Genomic DNA, 14,896 nt, shown 5'->3' with positions numbered 1-14,896 from the left:
AAACGATATTAAAAGATTTTTGAGTGGTGTTATGAGTTGTGATCTACCGATCTCGTTTTTGCGCAGCTACCCGAACAAGGCTCGTGCGCGTTTCCGGTAGCTGGTGCTACCGGAAACGCGCACGGGTACGGGCGGTTACACCGGTTCGGGTTGCGGGACCTCGCGCGGTTCGGAGACCTGCTCGACCTCGTCGACCCGCTGCTGCTCTGCTCGCAGTCGCTGTCCGAGGACCGACTTGCGGCGACCGTAGGCGAAGTACACCACCACACCGATGGCCATCCAGGCGACGAACCGGATCCAGGTCTCGACGGACAGGTTCAGCATCAGCCAGCCGCAGGCGAGCACCGCGAGGATCGGCACCAGCGGCACCATCGGGACGCGGAAACCGCGCGGCAGGTCCGGACGGATCCGGCGGAGAACCATGACACCGATGCACACGAGCACGAACGCGAACAGCGTGCCGATGTTGACCATTTCCTCGAGCACACCCATCGGGAACACCGCGGCGAGGACGGCGACGACGGCGCCGACGACCAGGGTGATGCGCACCGGGACGCCCTTGTGGTTCGTGGTGGCGAGCTTCTTCGGCATGAGGCCGTCACGGGACATCGCGAACAGCACGCGGGTCTGGCCCAGCATCATCACCATCACGACCGTGGTGAGGCCGGCGAGGCCGCCGATGTTGATGGCCATCTGCGCCCACGTGATGCCGTGTGCCTCGAACGCGGTGGCGAGGGTGGCGCTGCCGTCACCCACGAGGGCGCTGCCGGTCCGCAGATCGGTGTACTTGACCATGCCGGTGAGCACCAGGGTGACGCCGACGTAGAGGACGGTGACGATGGCCAGCGAGCCGAGGATGCCGCGCGGAAGCGACTTCTGCGGGTTCTTCGTTTCCTCGGCGGTGGTGGCGACGACGTCGAATCCGATGAAGGCGAAGAACACCAGGCTCGCCGCGGCGAGGAGCCCGTACCAGCCGTAGGTGCTGCCACCGGCGCCGGTCAGCGCCGAGAACAGGGACTGGTGGACGCCGGTCGCGGTGGTCTGTGTTTCCTCGGCCTGCGGAATGTACGGCGCGTAGTTGCTCGCCTTGATGTAGAAGACGCCGACGGCGATCACGAGCAGCACGACCGCGACCTTGATGGCGGTGACGACCGCGGACACCCGCGAGGACACCTTGGTACCGACGGCGAGGATGACGGTGATCGCACCGACGATGAGCAGCGCACCCCAGTCGAATGCGACGGGCCCGAGATGCATCGTCGTGTGTTCACTGCCGCCGAACAATCCGCCGAGATACATGGACCACCCCTTCGCGACCACGGCGGATGCCAGGGCGAATTCGAGGATCAGGTCCCAGCCGATGATCCAGGCGACGAACTCGCCGAACGTCGCGTACGAGAAGGTGTAGGCGCTGCCGGCGACGGGAACCGTCGAGGCGAACTCCGCGTAGCAGAGGGCGGCGAGGCCACAGGTGATGGCGGCGAGAACGAAGGCCAGCGAGATCGAGGGGCCGGCCACGTTCCCGGCGGTGCGGGCGGTGAGGGTGAAGATGCCGGCGCCGACCACGACGGCGACACCGAATACGGTCAGATCTTTCGCGGTGAGTTCACGCTTGAGCCTCGAACCGGGTTCATCGGTGTCCGCGATCGATTGCTCTACAGATTTGGTGCGCCAGATGCCGACTCCGGGCATGTTGTGCTCCTCGGTGTGGGTTGTATTGCCCCACCGGACCTCGTGGGTAGCCGGGGGCGTTCGCTCACAGATGGCGCTTCATGCTGCGTCGATGAGAGATTCTGTGAGCATTTCTATGCAGCAATCATGGCACTAGCGAGAATGGTGTCAATATCTTCTTCAACAGCTATGCACTATGCTCAACTAGTGACACGCATCACAGTGGAAAGGATGTCACCGTGCTCAGTCTCGACCGTCTCGACGCGGCCCTGCTCGCCGAGCTCACCGACAACCCTCGCGCCGGGATCGTCGACCTGTCGGCGAAGCTCGGCGTCGCACGCAACACCGTCCAGTCGCGCATCCGGAAGCTCGAGGAGTCGGGAGCCGTGACGGGATACCGGCCGGTCGTCGACCTACCGAAGCTGGGCCTGCCACTGCAGGCGTTCATCGGCGCCGAGCTCGTCCAGGCCCGCATGGGCCACGTGATCGCCGAACTGGAACGGTTCCCCGAGGTGCTCGAGGTGCACGCGACCACGGGCCGGGAGGACCTGCTGATCCGCATGGCCGCCCAGTCGCAGGAGAACCTGCTGCAGGTGCTCGAACGCATCCACTCGATCGAAGGCGTCGCACACACCACCACGACGCTGGCCCTGACGACGCCTGTGGCGTACCGGACGCAGCCTCTGCTCGATCAGCTCACCCGCGGTGCCGGGCACGGCCGTTCGACGCCCGTCGCGGACCTTCCCTGACGGCGACACGGACGGACACAACGAGGCAGGGGAGCCGCCGTAGCGACTCCCCTGCCTCTGTTTCGTACTACTGCATCTTTCGTACTACTGCATCGATGTCACGCTGCGTCGATGCGCTGCTCCGCGATCCGGTTCGCGGCGGCGCCGAGCCCGGTGCCCAGAACCCGTGCCATCTCGAAGATCTCGGAGGTGCGGTCGAAGATCGCCTCGACGTCGGAACGCACGGCCGCCGCGTCGAAACCGTCGACCTCGCCCGCCACCTGGATCAGGCCGCCGGCGTTGGCCACGTAGTCGGGCACCCACGTGATCCCCCGCTCCCCCAGCAGGTTTTCGATCTCGGGGGACGCGAGCTGGTTGTTCGCCGCGCCGCACACGAGCCGCGCGTCCAGGGACCGGGCGGTGACCGGCGAGAGCGTGCCGCCCAGCGCACACGGCGCGTAGACGTCCAGCGGCGCCTCGACGACGCTGTCGGCGACCCGCACGTTCGGGAAGTCCGCGACGACGCGTTCGATCGCGGCCGGATTCACGTCGGAGACCACCACGTGGGCGCCGTCCGCGGCGAGCAGGCCGACAAGCGAGTAGCCGACCTTACCGAGACCCTCGACGCCGACGACTCGTCCGTCGAGATTCGGTGCGCCCCAGACATTCTCGGCGCCGGCACGCATCGCCTGGAACACGCCGAGCGCGGTGAGCGGGGAGCTGTCCCCGGATCCACCGGCCGCAACGGTCCGGCCGACCGCGTGGGCGGTGCTGCGGCCGACGACGTCGAGGTCGGAGGCGAATGTTCCCACGTCGGCGGCGGTGATGTAACGGCCGCCGAGGGAGTCGACGAACCGGCCGTATGCGGCGAGCAGCGCCTCGGTCTTGTCGGTGGTCGGATCGCCGATGATCACGGCCTTGCCGCCACCGAGGTTGACGCCGGAGACCGCCGCCTTGTAGGTCATTCCCCGCGAGAGGCGCAGCACGTCGTCGAGCGCCTGCCGCTCGTCGGCGTACGGGTAGAAGCGGGTGCCACCGAGCGCGGGTCCGAGTGCGGTGGAATGGATCGCGATGATCGCGCGGAGCCCGGTCGCGGCGTCCTCACAGAACACGACCTGTTCGTGCGGGCGATCCGACAGGTTGCGGGACCGGCCGAAGACTCCTGCTGCGGTGTCCTCGAGGGGGCGGATGACGGTGGGGGTGCTCACGCGACGGATTCCTTTCGGGCGGTGGAGATCTGGGAGGTTTCGGGGGTCTGCGCCGACGGGATGTCGATGCCGAGTTCGGCGAGCTGGGCGCGGTAGCGCTCGATCGAGCGCAGCTTGACGTCCTCGTAGCCGCGGACGGTGTCGGCCAGGTCCGCGATGCGGACCGCGCGGTCGTAGGTGTCCTCGTTCAGGTCTGTGGCGAGACCCAGGACGGTGTCGGTGTAGTGCGCGAGCAGCTCGCGTTCGACCTTGCGCACGTGGGCGTAGCCGAAGGGATCGAGCCGGGTTCCGCGCAGTCGCTTGCCCTTCGCCAGAAGCCGCAGTGCCACATGGGTTCTGGGTCCGAAGCCGACCTTCTTCTTGCGGCCGAGTGCCCGGAGGACCGGCGGGTGCAGGCGGTAGGTCAGGTCCGCTCCGTCGGGCACCTGCGCGTTCACCTCGTCGAGGAAGGCCGGATCGACGAGCATCCGCGCGACCTCGTATTCGTCCTTGTAGGCGGTGAACTTGAACAGCCCGCGGGCGACGGCCTCGGAGAACTCGGTGCGGTCGGTGACGCGACGCTCGGCTTCCCAGACGGACTGCACCTGCTCGATGTACCGGGCGGCCAGGCGGCGGCCCTGGTAGTCGATCAGCGCGGCGGCACGGATCCGGACCAGGGGCAGCACCTCACCGTCGAACGTGGTGCCGGCCAGCAGCTCCTCCGGGACGACGGTCCCGGAGCGCTGCGCGCGGACCGGCTCGGTCGCCGCGGCGAACGCGTCGGGGTCGGCAACCGCCGCGCGTCCCCAGCGGAACGCCGCGATGTTCGCCGCGACCGCGACACCGTTGAGCTCGATGGCCTCCTCGATGGCCTCCGCGGGGATCGGCAGGCCGCCGAGCTGATGCGCGGCACCGACGACGAGGAAGTTCGCCGCGGCGGTGTTCCCGAACAGGGCCTGTGCGGCGGCGAGGGCGTCGAAGGACGCGAGCCGGGCGGTGGCGGCCTCGAGCCGCGACAGCAGTTGTTCCTCGTCCGGGTGGCGGATCGACCGGTCGTACACCATGTCCCCGGTGGGGGTGCGGCTCGTCGACGCGACCGCGACGGTGGTGGCCGCATCGGCGTAGGCCAGGTTCTTCGCGTCGGCCGCGGTGAGCAGGTCGAGGGCCAGCAGGCAGGACGCACCGCCGGTGCCGACGCGGTTGCCCGGTTCGAGCTCGTCGGGGGCGAACCGCAGGTGCGAGACCACCGGTCCGGCCTTCTGGCTCATACCGATCTGGTCGAGGGATTCGACCTCGAATCCTGCGCGCATCGCCGCGGTCGCGAGAACCTGGTTGACGGTGACGATGCCGGTTCCGCCGATTCCGGCGAGGAACACGTTGCGGGTGCCGGCGACCGCCGTCTCGACGTCGGGCACGGCGGGCGGTGTCGGTGCGGTGCGCTTCTCGGTCTTGCGGGTGGGGTCGATCTCGACGGTGACGAACGACGGGCAGTCGCCGTCGAGGCACGAGTAGTCGGTGTTGCAGGAGGTCTGGTCGATGCGGGTCTTCGAACCGAACTCGGTGTCGACGGGCTGCACCGACAGGCAGTTGCTCTTGACGCCGCAGTCGCCGCAGCCCTCGCACACCGCCTCGTTGATCACGACGCGGGTCGTGCGGGTCGGCAGGGTGCCGCGCTTGCGCTGACGTCGTGCGTCGGCGGCGCAGTGCTGGTCGTAGATGAGCACGGTGACGCCGGGAACCTCGCGCAGCACGCGCTGTGCTTCGTCGAGGCGGTCGCGGTGCCAGACCGTGACGCCGCGGGCGAGCTTGCGCTTGCGATGCCGCTTCGGTTCGTCGGAGCAGATGATGATCTGCTTGACGCCTTCGGTGGTGAGCTTGTGGGTGAGCGCGGGAATGGTCAGCGCACCCTCGGCGTCCTGCGCGCCGGTCATGGCGACGACGTCGTTGTAGAGCAGCTTGAAGGTGATGTTCACGCCGGCCGCGACGCACGCCTGGACGGCGAGCTGACCGGAGTGGAAATACGTTCCGTCACCGAGGTTCTGGAACATGTGACCGACGTCGGTGAACGGGGCCTGACCGATCCACTGGGTGCCCTCACCGCCCATCTGGGTCAGCCCGGTGACCGCACTGTCGGCGCGGCCGGACATCGTGACGAGCGCGTGGCAGCCGATGCCGCCGCCGCCGATCGATCCTTCCGGCAGCGCGGTGGAACGGTTGTGCGGGCAGCCGCTGCAGAAGTAGGGAGTGCGGGTGGCCGAGAGCACCTCGAGCGGGAGCTGCGGCAGCGGCGCGGGGCCGAGGTCCACATGCCCCTTCAGGACGCGGCGCAGCGGCCCGCGGATCCGGCCGGCGGTGAGTTCGCCGTCCACCGGGACGAGTCGCCGTCCGTCGGCGTCCTTCTTGCCGACGATGACCGGCGCCGATTCGGTTCCGTAGAGGATCTCGCGGATCTGGGTTTCGACGAAGGCGGTCTTGTCCTCGACGACGACGATGCGCTCGAGCCCGTCGGCGAACTCACGGACCATGTCGGGTCCGATCGGGTACGGCATGCCGATGCGCATCAGCCGGATGCCGGCCTTGTGCAGGTCGGCGTCGGTGACGGACAGGTCGAGCAGGGCCTGCCGCAGCGCGTCGAAGGTGGTGCCGGTCGCGACGAGGCCGATGCGGGCGTGGGCGGGATCGACCTCGACGACGTCGAGCGCGTTGGCCTTGCCGTAGGCCTGGATCATCGCCCAGCGCGGCCCGTACAGGTCGGCTTCGGCGATCACACTGTCGACCGGCGCGGCCATCGGGCGCTGCTTGTAGACGAACGGCTTCCCTTCCCAGGAGATCTCGGGAACGGTGATCTCGGTGTCCGCGACCGACCCGTCGACGCTCCAGGCGCCGTCGGCGACATCCGCGACGATCTTGAGTGCGACGACGCACCCCGAGGCCCGCGAGAGGGCGACGCCGTGCAGGCCCATCGTGACGATCTCGGCGGCGTTGCGCGGGAAGAGCACCGGGATGCCGAGGGCGGCCAGGGACCGCTCGCTGACGGCGGGCACGGTCGAGGACTTGGACGCGGGGTCGTCACCGACCATCAGCAGCACACCGCCGGTCGGTGAGACGCCGTACATGTTGGCGTGCCGCAGCGCGTCGGTGGCGCGGTCGAGGCCGGGGCCCTTGCCGTACCAGACGCCGACGACGCCGTCGTGCGTCGGCGTGCCCGCTCCGAGGTCCGCCTGGCTGCCCCACACCGCCGTCGCGGCGAGTTCCTCGTTGAACCCCGGGGTGAACGTGATGTCGTGTTCGGCGAGCACCTTCGGCATGCCGTGCAGCAACTTGTCCAGGCCGCCGAGCGGGCTTCCGGGATACCCGGAGACGAAGGTCGCCACGCGACGGCCCTCGCGGATGTCCCGCACGTGCTGTTCGACGAGCTGCCGGGCAATGGCCTGCACACCCGTGAGCAGGACCGTTCCGGAGCCGGAGCGGTATCGGTCGTTCAGATCGTAGGGAAGGCTGTCGCTTTCACGGACCGCGATCTCGGTCATCGCACACCACCGTTCCTTTGCGACATCCGTTGTGCAGTGTCGCTCGAGTCACATCAATTGGTGCAGCAATAATCTCCATTCCTGATTCAATCCGTCAACAGCATCGAGAACAACTGAGCATTTTGATCGATTGTGACGCGTACCACACCTCCGTGGTGGTCACGGTGCTCAGAGCGCTACCGGGCGACGCCGATCGCGTCGAGTGTCGAGGAGAGCCGTTCGAGGACTCGCACCGTCTCGGCGAAGCCCTCGGCACCGAGCGCGCCGGCCAGCCGCGCCGCGAGTTCGGCGTGTGCCGGACCGATACGTTCGATCGCCGCGCGGCCCGTCGCCGTGGGTGCGACCAGCTTGGCCCGGCGGTGCGCCGGGTTCGGGGTGTACTCCGCGAGCCCCTGATCGACGAGCAGATCCGCGATGCGCTGTACCGACTGCCGCGTGATGCCCATCGCGCGGGCGATTCCGGCGACCGGAAGCGGCTCGTGCAGGACGGCGCCGAGCACCTGCCAGCGGGCCGCGGTCAAACCGGCCGGTTTCGCGAGTTCCTCGGCGGCCGAGAGGAACTGGCCGTTGAGACGGAAGGCGCTCAGCGCGGCCCGGCTGAGCAGATCCTGTTCGGCACGGCTCACCGGTCGCCGCCCGCCGCCTCTTCGGCCGCCTCGAGGATCGGGAAGGCGGACGCGTCGGAGTCGTGGAACAGGCGGTACCACGCGTCGAGCACCTCACCCTCGTACACGCCGAGAAGGCCGAGGATCTCGCGGGCGAACGCCACCGGTTCGGTCCCACCGGCGGTGACGAGGATGCCGTCGGTGACGGCATCGGCCTCGACATAGCGACCCGCGCCCCCGTAGCCGGTGGCGGCGAGGTAGAAGGACACGTTGCTGGTGTGATCGCGGTCGTCGAGCAGGCCTTCGCTGGCGAGTCCGGCGGTGGCGCCGCAGATCGCGGCGACGGGCACGCCGGTGTCGAGGAATTCGCGGGCGAGGCGTGCGTACGGGGCCAGTTCGTCGCCGGTGTCCCACAGGTCGGCGCCGGGAAGCACGAGCAGGGCGGCGTCGTCGGGGGTGACCTCGTCGAGGGCCAGATCCGGGACGATGCGGATGCCGGCCATGGTCGTGACCGGCTCACGACTCGGCCCGACGGCCCGGATCGTGTAGCCGGCCCGGGCCAGGTGAGCGACGGCATGGCCGGGTTCCCAGTCGGCCAGGGTGTCGTAGACGGCGAGGAACACTGTGCCGAGCGTGGGTGTCATGGCAACCTCCGATGTCGTTCATCGATATGTCAGCATCCTGTCAATTAGACAGGGTGCTGTCAATAACAAGTTGCCGAAGTCCCCGCCACCTCCACAGACCCGGAGGTACGATTTGTGACGTAACGCACATTCGTCGCAACGGCCCGCGACGAATACACCCCGATGAGCACCGGATCGCGTCCACACCTCGGCGGCCACGTCGACAGGCGTGACCCGATCCTTCGGTGCGCATCCGGTTCGCCGCACAGCGCGGGGCACTGCGGCGACCCGCCCCGTCGCCCGGCTTTCCTTGCCGGGTCCGCATTTCGAACCGGCATCGTCTCCGGAAGGACGTTGTCATGCGCAGAACCCTGACCGCCGCGGTTCTCGCGGCCACCGCCGCACTCACCCTCGGCACCGGAGTTGCATCCGCCGAGTGGTTGTACGAGGACATCCTCGTCGTCGGAATCCCCAACGTCGTAGGCATGAGCGAGCAGGACGCCGTCGCCACCCTCGAATCACAGGACATCCCGTACACCATCACCAACAAGTCCGGCAGCGCGCTGACCGTGTGCAACGTCACCGAGCAGCGGGACAAGGGGTTTTACACCGAGATCCGTCCCGAATGGGATTCGACGGACCAGGAATGGGACTACGTCGAGTACAAGATCTGGCGGGGTCTCGGTCTCACCGTCGTCTGTAACTGACGGGCGCACGCCACGTTTGCAGCGTCGGCAGCACACGGCTGCCGGCGCCTTTCGGCGTGGGCAGCTTGCCTGGGTGAGCGGGTTAGGTTTACCTTTACTACTTAAGGTTCACCTTATTCGGACGAACCCGGCGAGCCCGGCCCGCGACACCGTCGCGGAGACCGGACCCGTGCCCCGGAAGCCAACACCAGGAAGCAACAGTGCCCCAATCGAACCGGCCGCCCTCCACCACCGACGAGCCCACCGCGATCGCCGCTGTCCTGCACGTGACGATGGGCACCGAAAACCTCGCCGGCGAACCCGGAACCGGACCCCGCGTCGGTCAGGTCGACGTCTACAACCTCCCCTACGTCGACCTCACGACAGTGCGGGGCCTGATCATCGGCGGCGGTGTCGACCAGATCTTCCTCGAGCGCAACCGAGATCTGCTCACCGGATTCGTCACCCGCGGCGGCCGCGTCGCCGTCATGGGTCACGCGTTGACGGATTTCCTTCCCGGCCTCGGGGTGTGGCGCAAGCTCGCCTACACCGGCCCGAAGGACCTCGCGATCACGCTCGGCGATCCGCACCCGGTGTGGGACGGTGTCGACCCTGCCGACCTGAGTTTTCGCAAGGGCGTCACCGGCTTCTACGCGCGCGGCTACGTCGACAAGATCCCCGACGATGCGATCGTCACGACCCGCATCGGCCGACACGCGCTGCCCCTCGACTTCGTCTACCCGCTCGGCGACGGCCAGGTGCTCGTCCACGGCGGGAACGACCTGACCGGCTGGAAGAACGACCCGAACACGTCCGCGCGGATGACACCGCAACTGATCGATTGGCTGACGCAGCGATGACCACCGCCGAACCCTTCTCCCGCACCGACATCGCACCCCTGCGGAGCCGGCGCCTGGCCATCGTCCACGGCGGGTCCTACCCCCATCTGCAGACGATGAAGGACCCGGCGGTGCTTGCCTACCAGCCGGACTTCCACTACCTGGCCGACCTCGCCGACGGCGATCTCGACGGCTACTCGACGGTGATCGTCGCCGACCGGTTGCATCCCGGACTCGTCGCCCGCCACGCCGATCGGTTCCGCGCGGTCGCCGAGCGCGGCGACACGCTCGTCGTCCTCGGCGAGAACGGCGTCCACACCTGGCTTCCCGGCGTGGAATGGGAACCGCGGCCGACGAACTTCTGGTGGTGGCTCCACGGTGAGGACCCGCTGATCCGCACCCGCAGCCACGACCACGGGGCATGGGCGTACCTGAGCACCAAATCCGTCATCTGGCATCACCACGGGTTGCTCCGCACCGAAGCGGACGTGGTCCCGCTCGTGGTCTCCGAGGAACCCGATGCCGAGGGCAATCCGCACGACGCGGGCATGATGCTCTACGAGGACACCACTTCGACTGCGGGCCGTCTCATCGTCACGACCCTCGATCCGACGTACCACCACGGCAGCAACTTCATGCCGGGCGCGACGCGGTTCCTGTACTCGCTGTTGCGCTGGGTCGACAACACCTGACGCTCCGCGCACGATCGGGCCCGCCACCGCACTGCGGTGGCGGGCCCGGTCGGTTCAGCCCGCGTTCTCTTTCAGGGTGTGGGCGACGAGGGCGTTGGCGTGTCCGTGGCCCATGCCGTGGTCGACCTTGAGCCAGTTCACCAATTCCATGTGCTTGGTCAGATCCGACTCGCGGATCATCGTCTTCCACTCCTCGATCGGGCGACCGTATTTCTTCTCGATCGACGGAAAGTACGACTCCGGGCCTTTCGCCTTCTCGGTCATGGGCGAAGATTAACGGGACCGTCGGACATCGTCGGCCCGATCGGTGAAATCCACCGCGGTGCACGTCAGTTCACGATGTCGTAGACCTCGTCCGCGGGTGCAGCGAGCAGCCGATCGGCCATCTCCTGCTTGAGCACCGTCAGGCGTGCTTCCTCGTCGTCGGTGCGGTCGGCCTTGCGCCCGAGGGTGATGAACTCGTCGGTGACGAAGCCGTCGCGGATCTCGAGCCGCACGGTCCGGTCGCGGTAGGTCAGCACGAACACGTACCGCTCCAGCGTCTGCCCGCGATCGCGGCGCTCGAGTTCCGCGTCGACGGTGAACCGCCCGGCGGTCACAGCCCGGGTCACCGCCTCGAACGTGTCGCGCACGCCGGGACCGCGGTGCGCGGTGGCGACGCTGATCTCGCGGCGCTCCGCGGGCGCGTCGGGACTCAGCACCGGCAGCGCGCGTTCGAGGACTTTCACCGCGTGTGCAACTCCGCCCGGGAATCCCGGGCCGTGGTACTTCATGACGTCGTCGACGGTGAAATCGATGACGGTGCCGTTCTCGGCGACGGCGATGGTTTCGGACATCGGGACATCTCCTGGTGTGAGTCGGGTTGCAGCGGAATCGGGTTCAGACACCGGACACGGCACCGACGAGGGCGGCGGTGTATTCGTGTGCCGGGTCGGCGAGAACGGTGTCGGCGCGGCCGGCTTCGACGATGCGCCCGCCCTGCATCACGACGATGTCGCGGCAACTACGGGCGGCCAGCGCCAGATCGTGGGTGATGTGGACGACGGCCATGTTCTCGGAGACGGCGAGTTCGCCCATGAGGTCGACGATCTCGAGTCGCAGCGACGCGTCGAGACCACTGGTCGGTTCGTCGGCGAGCAGCAGTTTCGGCCTGGTCACCAGCGCCCGTGCGAACGCCACCCGCTGACGCTGCCCACCGGACAGCTCGTGCGGGTAGCGCTGCAGGAAGCTCTCGGCGGGACGCAGGTGCACGGATTCGAGCGCCGCGACCGCGGCCTGCCGGCGGCTGTCCCGGTCACCGATACGGTGGATCACCATCGGCTCGGCGACGATGTCCCCCACCCGCAGGGTCGGCGGCAGCGACGCGTACGGGTCCTGGAAAACCAGGTGCATCCCCTTGCGCGCCGCGCGGCGCCGGCGCTGCGGCACCGCGGTCAGGTCGACTCCGTCGAAGACGATCCGTCCCGCGGTCGGGGTCACCAGGCCGGCGACCGCCCGTGCGACGGTGGATTTCCCGGCTCCGGAGCCACCCACCAGCGCGACGGAATCACCGGCGGCGACCTGCAGGGTCACGTCCGTGATCGCGGGCTTGCCGTCGAATGCGACCGAAAGCGATGCGATGTCGAGCAGTCCACTCACGAGAAGACCTCCTGAAGTGACGGACGCAGCCGGGGCGCCGATTCGACGAGTTTGCGGGTGTACGGGTGCGTGGGCGACCCGACGACCTGCTCGGCGGTACCGATCTCGACGAGTTCGCCGTCCTTCATCACCGCGATACGGTCGGCGATTCGCTCGACAACCGGCAGATTGTGGGTGACGATCAGCAACGCGAGGGATCGGCGCACCCGCAGCTCGTCGAGCAGCGCAAGAACCTCGGCCTCGCGCAGCACGTCCAGTCCGCTGGTCGGTTCGTCGGCCACGAGCACGTCCGGTTCGTTGGCGAGCGCCATCGCGATCACGACGCGCTGACGCATACCGCCTGAGAGCTGGTGCGGGTAGGCGTCGACCCTGTCGGCCTCGAGACCCACGTCGGCCAGGAGCTCGAGGGTGCGTTCCCGCGCCTGGGCTCTCGTGCACGAGCGGTGGGCGAGGACGGCTTCGTCGATCTGGGAGCCGATCGTGTAGACGGGGTCGAGGGCGCTCAGCGCCTCCTGCGGAATCAGGGCGATGCGGTTGCCGCGCAGGCCCCGGAGTTCCGCGGGGCTCATCCCGGCCACGTCGCGGCCGTCGACCCGCACCGCCCCGGAAACGATCTGCGCGGCCGGGGGCAGCAACCCCATCGTGGCCGCCGCGACCGTCGACTTGCCGCTGCCGGATTCCCCGACGAGGGCGACGAGTTCTCCTGCGCCGACGGTGAATCCGACTCCCGTGGCGCCGCGCCCGTCCTCGCCGTAGACGACGGTGAGGTCGTCGATCACCAGCGGTGCTCCCGCATCGACATCCGGATCGACCGGAGCCGGTGCGGTGGCGGCCTTCTTCCGGGATCGCTTCGCCGGCAGGAGGATCGGGTGGGATCGCTCCTCGATGGCATTGCCGAGCAACGCGAATGCGAGCACGGTGACGGCGATGGCCACACCCGGCGGGATCACCCACCAGATCCAGGCGTCGGTCAGGAAGGCACTGCGCGCGTGCGCCATCGACAGCATCGATCCCCAGCTCGCGGCGGAGATGTCGCCGAGTCCCAGGAACGCGAGCGATGCTTCGAGCAGCACCGCAGTCTTGATGGTGAGCACGAACTGCGGGACCACCAGCGGCACGACCGACGGGGCGATATGACGCCACAGCACGTACCCGGGACCGGCGCCCATGGCGCGTTCGGCCTGGATGTGATCGCGTTCGCGCAGTGTGAGGACCTGTGCGCGCAATTCGCGGGCCAAACCCGCCCACAACACCGCCGAGATGACCATGATCTGAGTGCGCAGACCGGGTCCGGCGAAGACGCCGATGACGATGGTCAGCGGCAGCACCGGCAGCGCCAGCACGACGTCGACGATGCGCATCAGCACGGTGTCGACGACGCCGCGCGCATATCCTGCGACGACCCCGACGATCGTGCCGACGGCGGTGGCGATCACGGCCGCGACGATCCCGACGAACAGCGAGATGCGGGCGCCGTGGATCAGCATCGACAGCAGGTCGTGGCCGACGTCGTCGGCGCCGAGCCAGTGCTCGGCGGACGGCGCCGCGAACGGGCGCGTCACCCGTTCGGTGGGGTCGAACGGCGCGAGCCACGGTGCGGAAATCGCGCACAGCAGCAGCGCACCGAGCAGTACCGCGCCGACGAGCGCGAGGCGCTGGGACCGGGTTCGGGTTCCGACGATGGTCAAGCGGTTGACGTTCATACGGCTACCTCGGTGCGTCCTTCGGCCGCGGTCCGGTCGCGGCGCACCCGCGGATCGAGCAGCGGATAGGTCAGATCGGCCAGCAGGTTCGCCGCGACGATGCCGACGGTCGCGAGCAGGAACGCACCCTGCAGCAACGGATAATCGCGGGCGGTCACCGCGTCGTAGGTGAGTTTGCCCAGCCCCGGATACGCGAACACCGACTCGACGACGACCGCGCCGGACAGCAGCACACCGACCGTCAGGGTCAGGGTCGTGTAGACGGGCAGCACCGCGTTGCGCAGCGCGTGCCGGATCGCCACCCGGAACTCCCTGAGTCCCTTGGCCCGGGCGAGCCGGATGAACGGTTCGTCGAGCACGCCGATCATCGAGGCCCGGGTCATGAGGAAGAATCCGCCGATGTTCGCGATGGTCAGCGTCGCGACGGGAAGGACCATCCGCGAGGCGACTTCTGCGAGCCATTGCCCGCCGGTCGCGGTGATCGTCGCGGCCCCGTAGGACGGGAACCAGCCGAGCGTCACCGAGAACACGGCGATGAGGATCATGCCCACCCAGAATGCGGGCATCGAATCCACCACGAGGACACCGACAACCGTGCCGGTCTCCTTCGCGGTGCCGCGTCGCCACGCGGCCCACGCGCCGAGCAGGGTGCCGATCACGAAGGCCAGCACCATCGAGATGCCGACCAACGCGACCGTCCAGGACAGCTTCTCCCCCAACACGTCGAGAACAGGCCTGTTGTACTGCACGGACATCCCGAGATCTCCCCGCAGCAGCCCCGACCAGAACGAGAGGTACTGCTCGAGGATCGGCCTGTCCAGGCCGTAGCCGGCGCGGAGTTCCGCGAGGTACTTCTCGCCGAGGCCCTGCAGTTCGCCGACGTAGAGGTAGCCGACCGGATCACCCGGTGCGAGGTGCGGCAGTGCGAAGTTCAGCGTCACCGCCGCCCACAGCACGAGGGCGTACTGCCCTGCTCGGCGCAGAATAACCATCG

14 protein-coding genes are annotated in these 14,896 nt (G+C 68.3%); 4 read left to right on the top strand and 10 right to left on the bottom strand.

Going from position 1 to position 14,896, the window contains the following annotated elements; translation table 11 throughout:
- Nucleotides 1-135 precede the first annotated feature (135 nt).
- On the bottom strand, nucleotides 136-1,692 hold the full coding sequence (locus ACWDUD_RS01930) for an amino acid permease (protein ID WP_450108135.1): 1,557 nt from the start codon (nucleotides 1,690-1,692) through the stop codon (nucleotides 136-138).
- A gap of 218 nt (nucleotides 1,693-1,910) precedes the next feature.
- On the opposite strand from ACWDUD_RS01930, the gene ACWDUD_RS01925 reads away from it, so the two are divergent.
- A complete protein-coding gene (locus ACWDUD_RS01925; RefSeq protein WP_248673618.1) occupies nucleotides 1,911-2,420 on the top strand; it encodes an Lrp/AsnC family transcriptional regulator in 510 nt (169 codons plus the stop codon).
- Nucleotides 2,421-2,518: 98 nt separating this feature from the next.
- Here the strand turns inward: ACWDUD_RS01925 and ACWDUD_RS01920 are convergent, their stop codons facing one another.
- The 4 genes from ACWDUD_RS01920 to ACWDUD_RS01905 all read right to left on the bottom strand — a co-directional run bounded on the left by ACWDUD_RS01920 (nucleotide 2,519) and on the right by ACWDUD_RS01905 (nucleotide 8,365).
- Complete coding sequence (locus ACWDUD_RS01920) at nucleotides 2,519-3,607, bottom strand: Glu/Leu/Phe/Val family dehydrogenase (protein WP_450108134.1); 1,089 nt, start codon at nucleotides 3,605-3,607, stop codon at nucleotides 2,519-2,521.
- A complete protein-coding gene (locus ACWDUD_RS01915; RefSeq protein WP_450108133.1) occupies nucleotides 3,604-7,116 on the bottom strand; it encodes an indolepyruvate ferredoxin oxidoreductase family protein in 3,513 nt (1,170 codons plus the stop codon). The genes ACWDUD_RS01920 and ACWDUD_RS01915 overlap by 4 nt, the downstream gene beginning before the upstream one ends.
- A gap of 176 nt (nucleotides 7,117-7,292) precedes the next feature.
- Nucleotides 7,293-7,742 (bottom strand): MarR family winged helix-turn-helix transcriptional regulator, encoded by a 450-nt coding sequence (locus ACWDUD_RS01910; protein WP_450108132.1) that lies wholly within the window; start codon nucleotides 7,740-7,742, stop codon nucleotides 7,293-7,295.
- Nucleotides 7,739-8,365, bottom strand: coding sequence for a DJ-1/PfpI family protein (locus ACWDUD_RS01905; RefSeq protein ID WP_450108131.1), 627 nt, complete (start codon nucleotides 8,363-8,365; stop codon nucleotides 7,739-7,741). The genes ACWDUD_RS01910 and ACWDUD_RS01905 overlap by 4 nt, the downstream gene beginning before the upstream one ends.
- Nucleotides 8,366-8,703: 338 nt before the next feature.
- Here ACWDUD_RS01905 and ACWDUD_RS01900 point away from each other — a divergent pair, with 338 nt between their 5' ends.
- The 3 genes from ACWDUD_RS01900 to ACWDUD_RS01890 all read left to right on the top strand — a co-directional run bounded on the left by ACWDUD_RS01900 (nucleotide 8,704) and on the right by ACWDUD_RS01890 (nucleotide 10,561).
- Nucleotides 8,704-9,051 (top strand): PASTA domain-containing protein, encoded by a 348-nt coding sequence (locus tag ACWDUD_RS01900; RefSeq protein ID WP_197251002.1) that lies wholly within the window; start codon nucleotides 8,704-8,706, stop codon nucleotides 9,049-9,051.
- 200 nt (nucleotides 9,052-9,251) lie between these two features.
- On the top strand, nucleotides 9,252-9,890 hold the full coding sequence (locus ACWDUD_RS01895; protein WP_307846041.1) for a hypothetical protein: 639 nt from the start codon (nucleotides 9,252-9,254) through the stop codon (nucleotides 9,888-9,890).
- The gene (locus tag ACWDUD_RS01890) at nucleotides 9,887-10,561 is read left to right on the top strand and encodes a hypothetical protein (protein WP_197251001.1); all 675 of its coding nucleotides are present in this window, start codon (nucleotides 9,887-9,889) and stop codon (nucleotides 10,559-10,561) included. Before ACWDUD_RS01895 ends, ACWDUD_RS01890 begins: the two co-directional genes overlap by 4 nt.
- Nucleotides 10,562-10,615: 54 nt before the next feature.
- On the opposite strand, the gene ACWDUD_RS01885 is transcribed toward ACWDUD_RS01890, so the two are convergent.
- From ACWDUD_RS01885 to ACWDUD_RS01865, 5 genes are all read right to left on the bottom strand, one after another.
- On the bottom strand, nucleotides 10,616-10,825 hold the full coding sequence (locus ACWDUD_RS01885; protein ID WP_248675301.1) for a DUF4287 domain-containing protein: 210 nt from the start codon (nucleotides 10,823-10,825) through the stop codon (nucleotides 10,616-10,618).
- A gap of 65 nt (nucleotides 10,826-10,890) precedes the next feature.
- Complete coding sequence (locus ACWDUD_RS01880) at nucleotides 10,891-11,397, bottom strand: hypothetical protein (RefSeq protein WP_450108130.1); 507 nt, start codon at nucleotides 11,395-11,397, stop codon at nucleotides 10,891-10,893.
- Nucleotides 11,398-11,440: 43 nt separating this feature from the next.
- Nucleotides 11,441-12,199, bottom strand: coding sequence for an ABC transporter ATP-binding protein (locus ACWDUD_RS01875; RefSeq protein ID WP_248675302.1), 759 nt, complete (start codon nucleotides 12,197-12,199; stop codon nucleotides 11,441-11,443).
- Nucleotides 12,196-13,902 carry a dipeptide/oligopeptide/nickel ABC transporter permease/ATP-binding protein gene (locus ACWDUD_RS01870; protein ID WP_248675303.1) on the bottom strand — a complete coding sequence of 569 codons (1,707 nt, stop codon included), beginning with the start codon at nucleotides 13,900-13,902 and terminating at the stop codon, nucleotides 12,196-12,198. Before ACWDUD_RS01870 ends, ACWDUD_RS01875 begins: the two co-directional genes overlap by 4 nt.
- Complete coding sequence (locus ACWDUD_RS01865; protein ID WP_248675304.1) at nucleotides 13,899-14,894, bottom strand: ABC transporter permease; 996 nt, start codon at nucleotides 14,892-14,894, stop codon at nucleotides 13,899-13,901. The genes ACWDUD_RS01870 and ACWDUD_RS01865 overlap by 4 nt, the downstream gene beginning before the upstream one ends.
- Nucleotides 14,895-14,896: the final 2 nt, after the last annotated feature.

It is taken from the genome of Rhodococcus sp. NPDC003382, assembly GCF_053589135.1.
Note: the sequence above shows the minus strand (reverse complement) of the source record. Positions and strands in the feature narration are given on the sequence as shown.

What these genes read in the sequence shown, in the direction of transcription:
- ACWDUD_RS01930 (WP_450108135.1), bottom strand. Translation starts at nt 1,692, where the DNA reads ATGCCCGGAGTCGGCATCTGGCGCACCAAATCTGTAGAGCAATCGATC.
- ACWDUD_RS01915 (WP_450108133.1), bottom strand. Translation starts at nt 7,116, where the DNA reads ATGACCGAGATCGCGGTCCGTGAAAGCGACAGCCTTCCCTACGATCTG.
- ACWDUD_RS01905 (WP_450108131.1), bottom strand. Translation starts at nt 8,365, where the DNA reads ATGACACCCACGCTCGGCACAGTGTTCCTCGCCGTCTACGACACCCTG.
- ACWDUD_RS01900 (WP_197251002.1), top strand. Translation starts at nt 8,704, where the DNA reads ATGCGCAGAACCCTGACCGCCGCGGTTCTCGCGGCCACCGCCGCACTC.
- ACWDUD_RS01890 (WP_197251001.1), top strand. Translation starts at nt 9,887, where the DNA reads ATGACCACCGCCGAACCCTTCTCCCGCACCGACATCGCACCCCTGCGG.
- ACWDUD_RS01885 (WP_248675301.1), bottom strand. Translation starts at nt 10,825, where the DNA reads ATGACCGAGAAGGCGAAAGGCCCGGAGTCGTACTTTCCGTCGATCGAG.
- ACWDUD_RS01880 (WP_450108130.1), bottom strand. Translation starts at nt 11,397, where the DNA reads ATGTCCGAAACCATCGCCGTCGCCGAGAACGGCACCGTCATCGATTTC.
- ACWDUD_RS01870 (WP_248675303.1), bottom strand. Translation starts at nt 13,902, where the DNA reads ATGAACGTCAACCGCTTGACCATCGTCGGAACCCGAACCCGGTCCCAG.
- ACWDUD_RS01865 (WP_248675304.1), bottom strand. Translation starts at nt 14,894, where the DNA reads ATGGTTATTCTGCGCCGAGCAGGGCAGTACGCCCTCGTGCTGTGGGCG.